The organism is Psychrobacillus sp. Z16_25 (genome assembly GCF_056856695.1).
The window spans coordinates 1-17,092 of the sequence record NZ_JBXEOV010000002.1 but is presented as its reverse complement, the minus strand read 5'-3'; the positions used below and the strand labels follow the sequence as shown (position 1 = coordinate 17,092).

At 41.3% G+C, this 17,092-nt stretch carries 13 protein-coding genes; 3 read left to right on the top strand and 10 right to left on the bottom strand.

The window, feature by feature from the left end:
• Positions 1–5: 5 nt before the first annotated feature.
• Positions 6–4,529, bottom strand: coding sequence for a glutamate synthase large subunit (gene gltB, locus AC1VU3_RS02610; protein ID WP_482982648.1), 4,524 nt, complete (start codon positions 4,527–4,529; stop codon positions 6–8).
• A gap of 120 nt (positions 4,530–4,649) precedes the next feature.
• Between gltB and gltC the strand changes: the two genes are divergently transcribed.
• Positions 4,650–5,552, top strand: a complete 903-nt coding sequence (gene gltC / locus AC1VU3_RS02605) for a glutamate biosynthesis transcriptional regulator GltC (protein ID WP_480387753.1) — start codon at positions 4,650–4,652, stop codon at positions 5,550–5,552.
• A 37-nt stretch (positions 5,553–5,589) separates the two neighbouring features.
• Here the strand turns inward: gltC and AC1VU3_RS02600 are convergent, their stop codons facing one another.
• The 9 genes from AC1VU3_RS02600 to AC1VU3_RS02560 form a co-directional block, all read right to left on the bottom strand.
• Positions 5,590–6,138, bottom strand: a complete 549-nt coding sequence (locus AC1VU3_RS02600; RefSeq protein ID WP_480387752.1) for an NADPH-dependent FMN reductase — start codon at positions 6,136–6,138, stop codon at positions 5,590–5,592.
• 179 nt (positions 6,139–6,317) lie between these two features.
• Positions 6,318–6,638: a hypothetical protein gene (locus tag AC1VU3_RS02595; protein WP_482982647.1), complete on the bottom strand. Its 321-nt coding sequence runs from the start codon at positions 6,636–6,638 to the stop codon at positions 6,318–6,320.
• 96 nt (positions 6,639–6,734) lie between these two features.
• On the bottom strand, positions 6,735–7,394 hold the full coding sequence (locus tag AC1VU3_RS02590; protein ID WP_482982646.1) for a Type 1 glutamine amidotransferase-like domain-containing protein: 660 nt from the start codon (positions 7,392–7,394) through the stop codon (positions 6,735–6,737).
• A gap of 100 nt (positions 7,395–7,494) precedes the next feature.
• Positions 7,495–7,665, bottom strand: coding sequence for a hypothetical protein (locus AC1VU3_RS02585; RefSeq protein ID WP_480387749.1), 171 nt, complete (start codon positions 7,663–7,665; stop codon positions 7,495–7,497).
• 20 nt (positions 7,666–7,685) lie between these two features.
• Positions 7,686–8,165, bottom strand: a complete 480-nt coding sequence (locus tag AC1VU3_RS02580) for a GyrI-like domain-containing protein (RefSeq protein ID WP_480387748.1) — start codon at positions 8,163–8,165, stop codon at positions 7,686–7,688.
• A 481-nt stretch (positions 8,166–8,646) separates the two neighbouring features.
• The gene (locus AC1VU3_RS02575) at positions 8,647–10,023 is read right to left on the bottom strand and encodes a GntP family permease (RefSeq protein WP_482982645.1); all 1,377 of its coding nucleotides are present in this window, start codon (positions 10,021–10,023) and stop codon (positions 8,647–8,649) included.
• Positions 10,024–10,093: 70 nt separating this feature from the next.
• Positions 10,094–11,104: a 4-hydroxythreonine-4-phosphate dehydrogenase PdxA gene (gene pdxA, locus AC1VU3_RS02570; protein WP_482982644.1), complete on the bottom strand. Its 1,011-nt coding sequence runs from the start codon at positions 11,102–11,104 to the stop codon at positions 10,094–10,096.
• Complete coding sequence (locus AC1VU3_RS02565) at positions 11,101–12,408, bottom strand: four-carbon acid sugar kinase family protein (RefSeq protein ID WP_482982643.1); 1,308 nt, start codon at positions 12,406–12,408, stop codon at positions 11,101–11,103. The genes pdxA and AC1VU3_RS02565 overlap by 4 nt, the downstream gene beginning before the upstream one ends.
• Positions 12,408–13,169, bottom strand: coding sequence for a DeoR/GlpR family DNA-binding transcription regulator (locus AC1VU3_RS02560; RefSeq protein ID WP_482982642.1), 762 nt, complete (start codon positions 13,167–13,169; stop codon positions 12,408–12,410). The genes AC1VU3_RS02565 and AC1VU3_RS02560 overlap by 1 nt, the downstream gene beginning before the upstream one ends.
• Before the next feature lie 913 nt (positions 13,170–14,082).
• Between AC1VU3_RS02560 and ilvA the strand changes: the two genes are divergently transcribed.
• Positions 14,083–15,345 (top strand): threonine ammonia-lyase IlvA, encoded by a 1,263-nt coding sequence (ilvA, locus tag AC1VU3_RS02555; protein WP_480387742.1) that lies wholly within the window; start codon positions 14,083–14,085, stop codon positions 15,343–15,345.
• Positions 15,346–15,509: 164 nt separating this feature from the next.
• Positions 15,510–17,000, top strand: coding sequence for a catalase (locus AC1VU3_RS02550; protein ID WP_480387741.1), 1,491 nt, complete (start codon positions 15,510–15,512; stop codon positions 16,998–17,000).
• The last annotated feature ends 92 nt before the right edge of the window (positions 17,001–17,092 follow it).

Below are 17,092 nucleotides of genomic sequence, written 5' to 3'. Positions count from 1 at the left end.
CCTCTCTATTTCTTTCCAATCAGCTCTTGCTTTTTCTCCTGCTTTGTAGAGGTCAGTAGGAAGGCTTGCATTGCTGCCTCTTCATCTGTCAGTCCGCTCTCCTTATAGGAGGTGATTTTTTCTAACATCATCTTATAATCGTTCGGTACAACCTTGACGAAGCTCTTTACAGCCACTGCCCAATTATCTAGTATCTCCATCGCTTTTGTACTCTGCGTGTAGTAATAATGATCCATGATTAATTGGCGTACAGCATGCTTTTCGTCTCTCGTTTCGATACGTTCGAAGCCAATCATTTCTTTATTGCATAGATGCTTTAATTCCTCTATGTCCTCCATTAGAATATAAGCAATTCCTCCAGACATCCCGGCGCCAAAGTTCTTCCCTACTTCTCCTAAAATGACAACTCTTCCGCCAGTCATATACTCACAGCCATGATCCCCGATTCCTTCGACCACCACATCTGCTCCACTATTTCGTACACCAAAACGTTCTCCAGCTCTTCCGTTAATAAAAGCTGTGCCTCCTGTCGCACCGTATAGCGCAACATTTCCTGCTATCACATTTTGCTCTGCTTTCCCTTTCAATGGAGAAGTGGCAGCCAGCTTTCCTCCAGACAAGCCTTTTCCAAAATAGTCATTGACGTCGCCGTCTACATACATCGTCATCCCTCTTGGAGCAAATGCCCCAAAGCTTTGACCAGCCGCTCCTTTAAAGCGTAGGGTGATTGTATCTTCTGATAAGCCCCTCGCTCCATATCTCTTAGAGATTTCACTACCGATGATGGTGCCTACTACCCGGTCTGTATTTGCGATTCGAAGCTGAAGGTCCACCTTTGTCTCCTGTTCAATCGCCTTTTGGACTTTAGGTAAAAGAACGCGCATATCCAATGACTTTTCAAGCTGGTGATTTTGTGAAACAGCTTTTGTTCTTTGTCCCTCTATCTGATAAAGAAGCGGTGACAAGTCTAATTGCTTTGCCTTCCAGTGTGCCTTCGCTCTTTCACTCACCTCTAACACATCTGTTCTACCGACCATTTCCTCCACTGTTCGGAAGCCAAGCTTCGCCATGTATTCTCGAACCTCTTCTGCAACGAATCGCATGAAGTTGACCACATGGTCCGCAGCTCCTGTGAATTTATCACGCAGCTCTGGGTTTTGTGTGGCAATCCCCACTGGACAAGTATCCAAGTGACAGGCTCTCATCATGACACAGCCCATAACAATCAGTGGGGCAGTAGCAAAGCCAAACTCCTCCGCTCCAAGTAATGCAGCCATCACGACATCCTTACCGGTCATCAGCTTGCCGTCTGTCTCTAGAACAACCTTTTCTCTTAAGCCATTTAGCATCAGTGTTTGATGAGCCTCTGCCAGTCCTAGCTCCCAAGGTAATCCAGTATGCTTGATACTCGTTTTCGGAGACGCTCCTGTGCCTCCGTCATAGCCGCTGATGACAATAACATCTGCTGCGCCTTTTGCAACTCCCGCTGCTATAGTCCCAACACCAGACTTGGCAACAAGCTTCACGCTGATCCTTGCTGCTCTGTTCGCATTTTTCAAGTCATGAATCAGCTGTGCCATATCCTCAATGGAATAGATATCATGATGTGGCGGCGGTGAAATGAGTCCTACTCCTGTAGTAGATCCTCGCACATCTGCCACCCACGGATATACCTTGTTCCCTGGGAGCTGCCCGCCTTCTCCAGGCTTTGCCCCTTGCGCCATCTTAATCTGTAGCTCATTTGCCTCAACTAAGTAATGGCTGTTCACGCCAAAACGTCCTGAGGCTATTTGCTTAATCGAGCTTCTTCGACTATCACCATTTGAATCTGGCTGATAGCGGGCAGGATCTTCTCCACCCTCTCCACTATTGCTTTTGCCTCCAAGTCTGTTCATTGCAATGGCAAGTGTCTCATGTGCCTCCTTGCTGAGAGAACCAAAGGACATTGCCCCTGTCTTAAATCTCTTCACGATGGAGTCCACGGATTCCACTTCATTAAGCGGAATACTCTTTTTATTTTCCTTAAAGGTTAACAGGTTGCGCAGGAAGCCAACTCGTTCCTCGTTCGCCATCTCTGCATATTGTCTATATAACCCAAAGTCTCCTCTTCTCGTTGCCCATTGAAGAGTATGGATGGTCTTCGGATGAAAGGCATGATGTTCTCCGTTGCTTCTCCACTGGAAGTCACTGCCCGAGTCCAGAGAATCCTTCGAGGACTCAAGCGCTAAAGCATAGCGTCTGTAGGCCTCTTCTCGTATTGTTTGAAGGTCTATTCCTCCAAGCTGGGAGATGGTTCCTGTGAAATAAAGATCAATGACTTCCTTCCCTATACCGACAGCTTCAAAGATTTGTGCACCACGGTAACTCTGAATCGTTGAGATACCCATTTTGGACATGACCTTTACTACTCCATCTGCAATACCCTTGCTGTACTTTTTCACCACTTCCTCGTAGCTACCGTCCAGATGTCCATCTGCAATAGCCTCAGAGAGAGTTGCATATGCCAAGTAAGGAATTACCGCATCTGCACCATAACCGATTAATGCTGCAAAATGGTGTACCTCTCTAGCCTCTCCAGATTCTACAAGGATGCTAACCTTCGTCCTATTTCCTGTACGAAGAAGGTGCTGGTGTAAATGACTAGCAGCTAATAGAACAGGAATGGTTGGTCTACTGCCCTCCAGCTTATCCGAAAGAACAAGTAAAGAGATGCCCTCTTCTATGAATCTATCTGCTTGTTGGGATAATCTATCTAAATCATTTTTTAAATCTTCGGACATCTTTATCGATATAGTTGCTGATGGAAAATCCTTCATTAGAAGTATTTCCTCTAGTTGACCATTTGTCAGGATTGGATGGTCTAAATAAATTCGCTTGCTATTTTGCACCCCTGGCTGTAAAAGATCACCCTCTGCTCCTAGCATCGTCATCGTAGACGTCACAATATGCTCTCTGATAGAGTCAATTGGCGGATTGGTAACCTGTGCAAACAGCTGCTTAAAATACGTAAATAACGATTGCGGTCGGTCTGATAGCACTGCAAGTGGTGTATCATTCCCCATCGAACCGATCGGATCCTTCCCTTCCTTCGCGAGCGGAAGCATATATTTATGAATATCCTCGTACGTATATCCAAAAGATTTTTGACGGAATAAAAGATCGTCCGGTCTTTCTTCCTTTTCTTTTGATACTTTTACTGAAGTGAGGTTATCCTCTAACCATTCTGCATATGGCCGAGCAAGTGCCATTTCTGTTTTTATTTCCTCATCAGAAATAATTCTCCCTTGCTCTAAATCAATCAGCAGCATTCTTCCAGGGCTAAGTCTTTCCTTATATAAAATATTCTCTTCCTCGATGTCGACAACCCCTACCTCAGAGGAGAAAATAATCATATCGTCCTTTGTCACATAATAACGTGCTGGACGGAGACCGTTTCTATCTAAAATCGCACCAATTTGCTTCCCGTTAGTGAAAGAGATAGCAGTTGGTCCATCCCAAGGCTCCATTAAGCTACTATGATATTTATAAAATGCCTTTTTTTCTTCGCTTATATGTGGATTTTCACTCCATGGTTCAGGAATCATCATCATTGCTGTATGAGCAGGACTTCTACCAGCTAACACAAAGAATTCAAAAGCGTTGTCCAGCATGGAGGAATCGCTTCCGTTCGAATCAATAATAGGAAGTAGCTTCTCTAGGTCATCTCCAAATGCTTCAGAAATAAACTGCTGCTCTCTCGCCTTCATCCAGTTCACATTACCTCGAAGCGTGTTGATTTCCCCGTTATGCACGATATATCTGTTCGGGTGTGCTCTCTCCCAGCTAGGGAAAGTATTTGTGCTATACCTTGAATGCACAAGTGAAAATGCAGAGGTAAACAGCTCATCCTGTAAATCTAAGTAGAACTGGTCCACTTCCGCTGGTGTTAGCATTCCTTTAAAGACGATTGTTTGACTGGAGAGACTGGAGCAATAGAATTTTTTACCTTCCTGCTTTGCCCAATGCTCTACCTGTTTTCTAATCACATATAGTTTTCTTTCAAATGACTGATAATCTAAATTTTCTGTCCGTTTAATAAATACCTGTCTAACCACTGGAGCAGTTTCTCTAGATGCTTTACTAAGTATGCTTGCATCGGTTGGTACGGTTCTCCAACCCAGTAGCTCTTGCCCTTCCAGTGAAATTGTATCATTTATTTTTTGCTCGATCGCTTCTCGTTCATCTTGGTCTTCTGTAAAAAATAACATTCCTACTGCATATTGACCTTTTTCAGGTAGATGCCACTCACTGCAAACTACACGGAAGAAAACATCCGGTATTTGAACCATTAGTCCTGCTCCGTCCCCTGTTTTGCCATCACTTCCCCTGCCAGCTCGATGGTCCAGGCGACATAACATTTCTAATCCCTTTTTGACTACATCATGTGAAGCAGCACCTTTTATATTTGCATATAAACCTATCCCACATGCGTCATGCTCGAATGCCGGGTTATACATTCCTTGGGCTTCTGGTAACTTATGAAATGTCATGTGTAAAACCTCCATCTTCTAAAAAAGTGTCTTAGGAATATTGTAGGTTTCCAAAATAATATAAACAATATATAATTTGGATATAATTCATCTAATAATGAGATAGGTTAGGAGGAAACCATGGAAATCAGGCAGTTACGATACTTTATAGAGGTAGCAGAAAGGGAGCATATTTCTGATGCTGCTGTCCATTTACACGTGGCTCAGTCGGCAGTCAGTAGACAGATTTCTAACTTAGAGGAGGAGCTGGGAGTGGAGCTTTTTGAACGAATTGGCAGAAATGTAAAGCTGACACCTATAGGGAAGATTTTCTTAGAGCATAGCATTTCCGCGCTACAGGCAATTGATTATGCCAAAAAGCAGATTGATGAATATTTAGATCCTGAGAAAGGGACAATCAAAATCGGATTTCCGACAAGCTTGGCCGGTCATCTGTTACCAACGGTCGTCTCTGCTTTTCGAAAGGAGCACCCGGATGTAGCATTCCATTTAAAGCAGGGCTCCTATGAGCAGCTTATCGATGCAGTGAAAAATAGAGAATTGAATCTCGCCTTCTTAGGACCGCTTCCCCCTAAGGATCATACGATCGATACAACGATTCTATTTACGGAGAATTTTTCAGCACTCGTTCCTTCTTCACACCCTTTTTCTAAGCGACCATCCGTACCACTTATTGACTTTCGAGAAGAGGACTTTGTTTTATTTCCAGAAGGCTATATTTTACACAAAACCATCGTGGACGCCTGCCATTCTGTTGGATTTACACCTAAAAATGCCTCCGAGGGAGAGGACATGGATGCAATCAAAGGGCTTGTAGCTGCAGGCATCGGGGTAAGTATTTTGCCAGAGAGCACGTTCTATGATTCCATTCCTAGATTTACAACAAAAGTTCCAATTTCAAGTCCACCAATTAGAAGAACAGTCGGGATGATTAGGCCGTTAACGAGAGACCTTTCTCCATCAGAAAAGGTTTTTCATGCATTTACCGTGCAATTCTTTTCGAGGTTAAATCAGTATCAATAGAATAAGTACATGGAGTGGGTATCCATGTACTTTTACCTTATATCCATTTTTTATAGAAGGTCACAAAATTGGCAACCACCTGATCCAAGAACATAATCGTGCTTTCATCTGTAAGTTCTCCTTGGTCATTCAGCTTTGTATGGATAGAACCGATGTATACCTCATTCGCTGGCAAGAGCCTTGGCAGAAGAGCAGGGTTTGATAAAATTTCTCGAAGGTGTTGCTGCGCTCTAACACTACCTAGGTTTCCCATAGAGGAACCTACGATGAAGGTCGGTTTATCCACTAGCTCATTTCCACTCCTGGAAAGCCAGTCGATTGCATTTTTTAACACTCCTGGAATCGAGAAATTGTATTCTGGTACGGCAAAAAGCACTGCATCTGCATTGCCAACCTTATTTTTAAATTCCTGAGCACCCGCTGGAGGCTTATCCTCTATGTCTGAATTAAATATTTCCACCTCTTGAATAGACACGAGTTCGATATCGAGTTTATCTGCATATCGGCTTTTCATATATTCGACCAACTTACGGTTATAGGATTCCTTTCGATTGCTTCCAATGATTGCTGCTACTTTAATTGGCATCTTCATATCTCCTTTTCTCTAGAAAAGTTTATTCCTTCTTGCAGGATACTTACAACGTGAGTTATTCCCGTCATGACGAACGATAAACTTATCTCTATTCACAAGTCTGCTTTTTCAATGTGTATTCTTTATTTATCGGCAAATAAAAAAGACGCCCTAGCATGGCGTCTTACTAAGATTCATCTATTTATCACCTTAATTTTACGAGCATACTCTTTTCCGTTTTTTTCACTCACCCATACCTTCACAATCATTCCATTATATAGCTCTTCTGCACTCCCGCCTAACCAAGTGAGACCTGTCACTTCCGTATCATTTGAAAAGTATACTTCCGGAGTGAAAAGTTCTTCTTCTGGGTTTACTTTTAAGGGAAATAGAATAAATTTGCTTTGTGATAAATTGCCTATTTCACCATGGTAATCAGATTTTAAAGACATTAGAAGAATACCAGCAACAAGCAGTAGGACAACCGGTAAGATGAGACGCTTTAATTTTTGCATAATACATCCCCATTCTCCATTATGTTTGCCTGCTTAATTAACGCGATTGCATTACTCAACATGAATAACCTCATCTCAATAAATTGTACCGTTCCATTAATTTATCCTTCTAATGTTGTCGTTCTCTATACTATAGACGCCATTTCCTTCTGTAGCTTCAAGATATCCATTTAAGAGATAAACACAAGTGTTCTCATCGATGCCATAATTACGATGATCTTTAAATTTATTAACTGCGTTCCTTAAATGATTTTCATCATTCCATTGGGAAAAGTGTACAGCTATCAATACTTCAGCTATTAATCCCAATCCCTTTCTGTATTGAGTTTCGTTTTGTTCGTTATCTTTAGGGGAAATAATACAATGCTCCGAACATATTAAAGCACCTGCCGAAAACCCGGCAACAGGGATTCCTAATTCATAGCTTTCTTTTATAGTATTGGATATAGCAGTATCCACAATATAGTCAGCATATAAATTTGTATTCCCTCCGCCAATAATAATTCCTGAACTATTTTTTAAACAATCTACCACCTTTTCTATTGGGGTTGAAGGAAGGGGTAGATAGTAGAAATCAGTTAATCCTAATTCCTCCAATTCTTGTGTATATGTTGGCATGTATTGTTCCCATCCTTCCCTTTCTACAAATAAAATGGAGACAGGAGTATTCTGGGCCGATGCTTTTATTACAAACTGCTTAGCCATCTTACCTGTGAATGGAGGACCGCCTCCAAAAAGAAATAAATGTTTATCCATCATTTCACCTTCGTTTTCAAAGAGTACTACCATTTGTTTATAGCAAAAAACGTTCCTAAGGACGCTAATGGCTTCTTTACATCCACTTAAATAAGTAATGTTATTTTTTTACTTTCATTAATAAAATAATCAATAACCCAATAATGACACTATTATTTATTTGTCCCGCAATGATTGGCGCATCTTCAAAAAAATAAATCATCAACACCGTGTAAGCAATTATTCCGATGAAAAAAAAGGCTAACCATTTATCATTATTCAGTAGGAACATTCTCTCCTGATAGATACTATTTAATAAATAGGATCACATAGCTCCACTAAAACATCTGCTGGAGTATTTTCTGGTCTTTGATAAAATTCTAAGCTCCATTTTGTCGTTACACGTTTCAAATTATTGTCGGCTATCCATTGATGTAACGTTTCGTAGCTGTTCATGATTTCATAATTTGGTCCATCGTGTATAATAGTTGCATACTTTTGTGAAGGTATCGTAAGCGTAACCATCCCCTCCGGAATATCGAAATATTCAGACACCTGTACACAAACCCAATAGCCATCTTCTTTTTCTGATGGTGCATCCACTATAAATGCACCTACTTGATTACCTGCATGCATCGTATTTTTAATTTCAGACGTTCTATCCTTTAGTATAGCTGCTGCTTTTGGTATCTCTACTGGATATTGATCCCCTTCACAGACGACATGAAATCCTACTAAATGGAGATCACCTAATTCTTTTATTACCTTTTCTACATTCTTTGTATGAGTCATGTTATGAATTCCCTTCCTCCCTATGCTATTTTCCAACAAAGTACACAACAAAGATTAATCCATTTAAGACTAACGCCGTAAATGGGATCACACCAAAAATAGCGGAGATAACTAACTCCTTTTTAATTCTATTTGAATTTGCTTTCAGAAGACTAATAAAAGAAGATATTAATATAACAAAGATTAGAAGAGTTCCGATGAACAAGAAGCTTCTATTCAATTCACCAGAAATTCTCGCAAAGTCTTCTATAAAAAACACTGCTACAAATCCAACAAGGCCTAAAATTAAGGAAGCAATGATCCATTTCTTAAAGTTATTTATAAATAGTCTCTCCCTCTTTCCTTTTTAACCATTATTACATAATATTACCTTATTTTTTAACATAAATATACATTTTTCATTAGACATAAAGGCAAATACTCCATGTATGTCGGAAGAAAAAAACCGCCAAATTGGCGGTCTTCTCTACTAATCATATATTTAACCAACAATTGCATTCGCAATAATAATCATTACTAGGGATGTTCCCCACGCAATCGTTGTCGGTACAGACCAAACTAAGATTTGCTCTTTTAATTTCGTGATTCCTAGCATTCTATTCACTACCCAGAATAATGAGTCGTTGAAATAAGAGAATAGCATCGCACCGAGTGCTGCAGCTTGTGCAGCTAGTGCCATATTTACATCCATATTTACAAGAATCGGTGCAGAGATGGATGCAGCTGTAATCATTGCAACAGTCCCACTACCTTGTATCAAACGAACAATGGAAGCGATAAAAAATGGTATAAGTACAGCCGGAAGCGGTAACTCGGCAATGATTTCAGCTAGGTAATCACCTGTTCCACTATCACGCAGAACTGTACCTAACGCTCCACCAGCACCTGTTACTAAAAGGATGATACCAGCTGTTGTCATCCCCTCTTCCATACGTTCAAGCGCTTCTTCTTTTTTCATACGGTTTGCTAAGCCATAAATCGCAGCTACTAAACCAAGTGCAAGTGCGATAATTGGTTGTCCTAAGAAAAGGATATAATCCCATGCTCCACCAGAAAGCTCTAGTGCAGAAATAGTAGTATTTAAGAATATTAAGATAATTGGAAGCAAAATTGGCAACAAGGATAAGAATAAGCTTGGCAGCTCTTTTTCTCTTTCCGAAGATGCTGCTAAAAAGTCTTTGTATACATTATCGGAGTATTTCCCGCGTACAAAGCCCTCTCCCTCTTCTTCCGGCACTTGATAAATTCTTTTCCCAATCCATTGTGCATACAGTACACCAACAATAATAATTGGAATGGCAAAGATTAATCCCCAGAAAATCATTTGACCAATGTCTACGTTAAAAATACCAGCAACCCCTAAAGGACCTGGAGTAGGTGGTACTGCATGGTGCGTTGCAGCTAGCCCAATTGCTAGAGCAATCCCTAGAGTCACAACCGATTTCCCAGTTTTACGAGATAAAGATTTCACAAGTGGATTTAAAATAACAAAAGCTGAATCTACGAAAATAGGGATAGAAACTATGTATCCGGCAATTGCCATTGCCCACTCTTCTTTTTTCTTTCCTACTATTCGAATCAAGGAATAGGCTAGCTTCTCTGCCGCTCCTGTAACCTCCAAAATTCTTCCCATCATAACTCCGAATCCAACAACGATACCAATGGATGCTAGAGTACTACCAAACCCTGAGGTAATAGAATTTCCTACTTTTAATGGATCCATCCCACCAACAAGGCCAGTAATGGAAGCTGCAATGATGAGTGCTAAAAAAGCATGAATCTTTGTTTTCAAAACTAATAAAATTAACACAGCAATACCAATGACTAAGCCTAAAACCATTTGCATTTCTAAACTCATTCTTGAAACCCCTTTCAATAAATTATATTAAATAGAAAAGGGACGAGGCCCTTTTCTACATTAATCAAACTTAAAGTGATTCTCTTGTAAACTTCGGCGCATACTCAGCAGCGAGCTTGATGCATTCATACATGCTCACTTCTGATGCGATATTTTTCCACGCAATATCAAACGCTGTACCATGGTCTACAGAAGTTCTAAGGAACGGCAGTCCATTTGTGATAGAGATGGTACGGTGGAAATCTGTCATTTTCGCAGCGATATGTCCTTGGTCATGATATAAGGAAAGCACAGCATCATATTTTCCGTTTAACGCTTGGAAGAATACAGAGTCAGCTGGAACTGGACCGTAGACATCAATTCCATCTGCTTTTGCAAGCTCTACCCCTGGTTTGATTTCTTCTACTTCTTCCATTCCGAACAGACCACCTTCACCTGAGTGAGGATTAAGTCCTGCAACTGCTAGCTTTCTACTCTCCACACCAAGACGTTGAAGTGCTTTATCACAACGAATTAAGTAATCATGTACTCTTTCTTTTGTCATTTGCGTAATCGCCTCTGCAACAGATACATGGCGAGTTAAGAAGAAAATACGTAATCCATGAACTTGGAACATCGTTAATGGATCCGGAGCTCCCCCTAGGTCCTCCAGCATCTCTGTGTGCCCGATATACGGAACTTCTCCTGCTTTTAACGATTCTTTATTGATAGGCGTAGTCGCAAGTGCCTTTACTTCCCCAGCCATTGCTAACTCCACGGAATGTTTAATATAAGCAAACGATGCTTTCCCGTTTTGTGCAGAGACTTGGCCCGGTTCAAATACATCAAGATCGATATTGTCTAAATCAATGACATCAATGGAACCAAATTCATACTTCCCTTCTGAAGGTGACGCAACCACATTTACCGTTAAAGGAACCTCTGTAACTTCAATTGCTTTTTTGATAATTTTTGCGTCGCCAATAACGAGCGGCTTACACATTGCATAAATTTCTTCTTTTGCTAATGATTTAACCGTAATCTCTGGTCCAATTCCTGCAGCATCTCCCATTGGTATGGCAATAATCTCTCTAGTTGTCATCGTACATGCACTTCCTCTTCCATTTGATTTGTTAAAAATCTTACACATTTATAGATAGAATACTTATCTCCGACCATGCCGCCCTTTGTAATGACAGCAATCCCATCAAATGTACCACCGATAAAATGTCCATAGGCTGCTAGTGGTAGCACCTCGTCCTGGAGGGCAATGGCTTTGGCATTACTTACTGCACAAAGTGCCGCTGTTACGTCTCCCCCACTCGAAAAGGTTCCATCAATCTTATAGTTCGTTTGCTGGATTACTTGATTGGTAACCGATGCAAGTCCATGTGTCAATCGCTTCGCAAGCTTTTCCTCGGTCACCCCTTCTCGTAAAGCAATTTCAGAAAGATTTAGCTTCTCCATTCCCGGAGCATAAGTCGTGATAATCAGAATTTCTTCTTCGTCCAGCCTCTGTAAGGCCTCCTTGGTTGCTCGCTCTATCTCCTCTTCCCATGAGGAAGTAACGGAGGCTAATGCTGCCGCCTTCACATATACAGGTTTCACATTCTTTTTATCTATTAAATAGTTTAGCTGTCTGCCGGTAAGTGGTGTGATACTCCCAACTGTAACGATGATTTTATTCGTTGGGACATATTGTTGAGCCATCACTCTTCCATATGCAGCTGAAAGTGGACCAGGATCGACTGGCACAAACTGATAATCTTTAATAGAAGACATCGCTTCTGCAATATGCTCGATTTCTTCATTTGTAACCGCATCTACCACAATTACTCTATTTCCAGCTTCTACTTGTTTGATTAGTTCCTCGAGTATAGTTGGCAGACCTTTTAACACAGTGCCAAGTCCAATATGAGAAACCGGAAGTTCGCTTTGCTCCTGCATAATAGTAGGAACATGGGATTTGGTTATTGGGTTCATAGGATCCTTCGCAACATCCGTTGCTTCTACTGGCACCCCGTCTACCAGTAAATAACCACCCGAAACAACTCGACCAGAATCAGGATATGATGCAACAACTACCGCGATACTCTTATCGCCCATTGCTTGGAGCAAAACGTCTGTTTCCACTCCTAGATTTCCTCTAACCGTGCTGTCGATTCTTTTTCCAATCACATCTGCTCCCCAGCGAGATAGCTTTTGATATGCACTAACTACACGAGATGCAGCATCCACTGGAGGACAGTATCTGCTATCCGTATCGATACTGATAGATGTAAACTGACCGGAATCAGGCACATCTCCGCCAAAAACGACCGTCGCACATGTAAAGCCATTCTTCGCTAGACGTACCCCAGTAGCATTTGCTCCTGTCAAATCATCCGCGATAATTCCAACCTTCATTATTTTCCCCCCTTTATAAACGGAGATTTTTCCTTATAAATAGCTTCATCCTCTTTTGTGATCAGATGGTCTGTAATAATTCCCGTAATAGAATCTATATCTGCGATTTTCGCAAATGCCTTCTTCCCAAACTTTTGAGAATCTACCGTCAAATATACGATTTCACTAGCTTCTATCATTCTCTTCTTTACAGTGGCCTTTTCAAAGGTTGCAGAAGTAATCCCCAGCTTGTCATGCACTGCATGAGCCCCTAGAAATAAAATATCGACATGTATATTGCGAAGCATTTCTTCTGTATAAGAGCCTAGCACTGCCCCTACCCCGTTTTGTAACTTACCTCCAAGTAAGATAACCTCTACCTTACTGTCAATAAGCTCGGCAGCTATTTTGATATCATTCGTTACAATTGTTAAGTTTGTCTTTGTCTTCAGTAGCTTAGCAATTTCTAGCGTGGTGGTACCTGAATCCAAAAGGATCCTCATACCATCCTTGACCAGGCTTGCAGCAATCTTCGCTATTTCCTGCTTTTGTGGATGCGCAGCAGAAAGCTTTTCTTCATAGGATTGCTCTCCAATAATCGCTTGTGGTAACGCAGCACCACCGTGCGTGCGAATAAGCTTCTTCTGTTTTTCAAGCTCATCGAGATCTCGTCGGATCGTCATCGCTGAAACATCTAGTAAATTTACTAAATCTAAAATCTCCACTTTTCCGGATAGAGCGAGCTCCTCCATAATGCGTTTTTTACGAACGGCTGGTTGCAAGATTAATCTTCCTCTCTTACCAACATTTTGTTAACTATGAACATATTATGTTCGTTTTTAACATTAATGTCAATTAAAAATGTTCTAAGTTATCAATCTACTTTTTTAGAGTTGCCCCGTTGTTAAGGAGAGTAACCGAGCAGCTTGCTGAGTGAGAGTAAACGTTGGCTATCCGAGAGTAAATCTTTCACGACCGAGAATAAACGGATTGAATGAGAGTATTGGTTTTCTATCTGAGAGTAAAGTCAGCTCCAATGAGAATAAAGTCACCTCGAACGAGAGGAACCGAGCGCTAACCGAGAGTAGCGGATATCCAGTTGCAGCCGCTTGCTTCGGTGAGAGTAAATGTTGGCTATCCGAGAGTAAATATCCCTTAACCAAGAGTAAACGACTCGAATGAGAGTATTAGCGGCCCATCCGAGAGTAAAGTCGGCTCCAACGAGAATAAAGTCACCTTAAACGAGAGTAACCGAGCGCTAACTGAGAGTAACGGATATCCGGGGACAAACGGCTTGCCTGAGTGAGAGTAAATGCTGGCCATCCGAGAATAAATATCCTGCGAACGAGAGTAAACGGCTCGAATGAGAGTATTAGCGGCCCATCCGAGAGTAAAGTCGGCTCCAATAAGAATAAAGTCACCTTAAACGAGAGTAACCGAGCGCTAACTGAGAGTAACGGATATCCAGTTGCAGCTGCTTGCCTAACCGAGAGTATATGTTGGCTATCCGAGAGCAACTCCATCCCCCGCCCTCCGAAAGTGGTCTCTACTCGGTGCCTCACTCTAATTCTAAGACAGTCTTCAACCCTCACAATTAATTGTTAAATAATTTCGAATCATCCGAATAGAAGGTAGTAATTTATTGATGTAGTGTGCTAAAATGTATAAATTACTTGAACACGGGAGGTTTGCTTGATGACGCAGCTAACAGAGAAGACTCTTCAGCTAGAGCATGTGCTGATTGCACATCAATTATTAAAAGAGGTGGTTGTTCACACTCCACTTCAGAAAAATGATTATCTATCCGAAAAGTATGGCGCTTCTATTTATTTTAAAAGAGAGGACTTGCAGCATGTCCGTTCCTTTAAGCTACGTGGGGCTTACTATAAGATTAAATCGATCGAAGCAATTGCAAAGCAGAACGGTGTGGTCTGTGCTAGTGCAGGAAACCATGCACAGGGCGTTGCCTATGCATGTGCCCAACTAGGGATTTACGGAAAAATCTTTATGCCTCTTACTACTCCCAAGCAAAAAATTGATCAGGTGCGGATGTTTGGAAGACAGTTTGTGGAGATTTTATTGACCGGTGACACCTTTGATGATTCAGCAAAAAGTGCGATAGAATTCGCTGAGAATGAGAATCATGCATTTATTCACCCATTTGACGACCATGAGATCATTGCGGGACAAGGAACAGTAGCCGTAGAAATAATGCAGGACATTGAGGAGCCATTAGATTATGTATTTGCGAGTGTCGGAGGTGGCGGTCTTATTGCAGGAGTTTCTTCTTATATAAAAAACCTCTCCCCTGCTACCAAGATTATTGGTGTGGAGCCTCAGGGTGCAGGGAGTATGAAAGCGGCACTTGCGAATAAAGGGCCAATCGCTTTAGACGAAATTGATAAGTTTGTGGATGGTGCAGCAGTAAAATGTGTTGGCCAGCTAACTCACCAAATCGCAGAAAATTATGTGGATGACATCGTCCTAGTTCCAGAGGGCAAGGTTTGTACGACCATTCTCAACCTTTATAACAAGCATGCGATTATTGCAGAGCCTGCTGGTGCCCTTTCAGTTGCTGCATTGGATTTTTACAAGGAAGAAATCAAAGGAAAAACGATTGTTTGTATTATCAGTGGTGGGAATAACGACATTGGTAGGATGCAAGAGATAAAGGAAAAGTCTTTAATACATGAAGGCTTACTTTATTACTTTATCGTCAATTTCCCGCAGCGGGCTGGAGCGCTAAGACAATTCCTTGATAAGGTGCTTGGACCTGACGATGATATTACGACATTTGAATATACAAAGAAGAATAATAAAGAAAGCGGACCTGCTTTGGTAGGGATTGAATTAAAGGCTAAGGAGGATTATCCTTCTCTACTAGCCAGACTGAATGAGAATGGCTTTTCTTATAAAGTAGTAAACAATGATAGCACACTATTTGATTTATTAATATAATAAAAACCCTTTCATTCCAAGGTTTTGAAGGATTTTATAATGTCAACAATCGTTCAAAAATTATTATATTTTTAATAAAAATTTCTATTCAATCTAGCATTCTAGAAACCTCTTTGATATAATAAGTCTTGTATTATAATAATTCTAATCTAGGGGGAATAAGAATGTCAGAGAAGCAAAATAAATTCATGACAACTGCTGCTGGTGCGCCGGTAGTAGACAACCAAAATTCACAATCAGCTGGCGCAAGAGGCCCACTATTACTTCAAGATATTTGGTTAATTGAGAAACTAGCTCATTTCGATCGTGAAGTAATTCCAGAGCGTCGTATGCACGCAAAAGGATCAGGAGCTTACGGTACTTTCACTGTAACTCACGACATCACAAAATATACAAGCGCGGCATTATTCTCTGAAATCGGCAAAAAGACAGATATGTTTGTTCGATTCTCTACAGTAGCTGGTGAGCGCGGAGCAGCTGATGCAGAACGTGATATTCGTGGATTTGCAATGCGTTTCTACACAGAACAAGGTAACTGGGATTTAGTTGGTAACAACACACCAGTATTCTTCTTCCGTGATCCATTAAAATTCCCAGACTTAAACCATGCTATCAAACGTGACCCACGTACAAACTTACGTAATCCAAATAGCAACTGGGATTTCTGGACTTCACTTCCAGAAGCACTTCACCAAATTACAATCGTAATGAGTGATCGTGGTATCCCTAAATCTTACCGTACTATGCACGGATTCGGAAGCCATACATTCTCTATGATCAATGCTGAAGGCGAGCGTGTATGGGTGAAATTCCACCTAAGATCTGAACAAGGTATCGAAAACCTTACAGACCAAGAAGCAGCTGAAATCATTGCAACTGACCGTGAAAGCCACCAACGTGACCTTTACGAAGCAATTGAAGCTGGTAACTTCCCTAAATGGAAAATGTACATCCAAGTGATGACTGAAGAGCAAGCGAACAACATGCCTTACAACCCATTTGATCTAACAAAAGTTTGGTATAAAAAAGACTTCCCACTAATTCCAGTTGGTGAATTCGAATTAAACCGTAACCCAGAAAACTACTTCGCTGAAGTTGAACAAGCATCTTTCACACCAGCTAACGTAGTACCAGGAATCAGCTTCTCTCCTGACAGAATGCTACAAGGTCGTCTATTCTCTTATGGAGATGCAGCTCGTTACCGTTTAGGCGTTAACCACCACCAAATCCCAGTTAACCAACCTAAGTGCCCAGTACACTCATTCCACCGCGATGGTGCTATGCGTGTAGACGGCAACAGAGGCGGCACAATGACTTACGAGCCAAACAGCTATGGTGAATGGAAAGAAGCTCCTCAATTCAGAGAGCCAGCTCTTCCAATTAGTGGACCAGCTACTAACTGGGATTTTCGCGAGGATGATGACAACTACTTCGAGCAACCAGGTAAGTTATTCAACCTAATGAGCCCAGAGCAACAACAAGTGTTATTCGAAAACACTGCTCGTAACATGGAAGGCGTAGAAGAATTCATTAAGATTCGTCACATCATCCACTGCTACAAAGCAGACCCAGCTTACGGACAAGGTGTAGCAGCAGCTATGAACCTTTCTTGGGACAAAATTGAAGAAGCAATGAACTCTACAACAATGGCATAAGAAAAAGCTACCCTCGGTAGTGACCCCTTAAAGTTAGAGTTTAATTTATGCAGCTAATCGGCTGGTATGAGTTCGGTATTTTACCGGGCTCA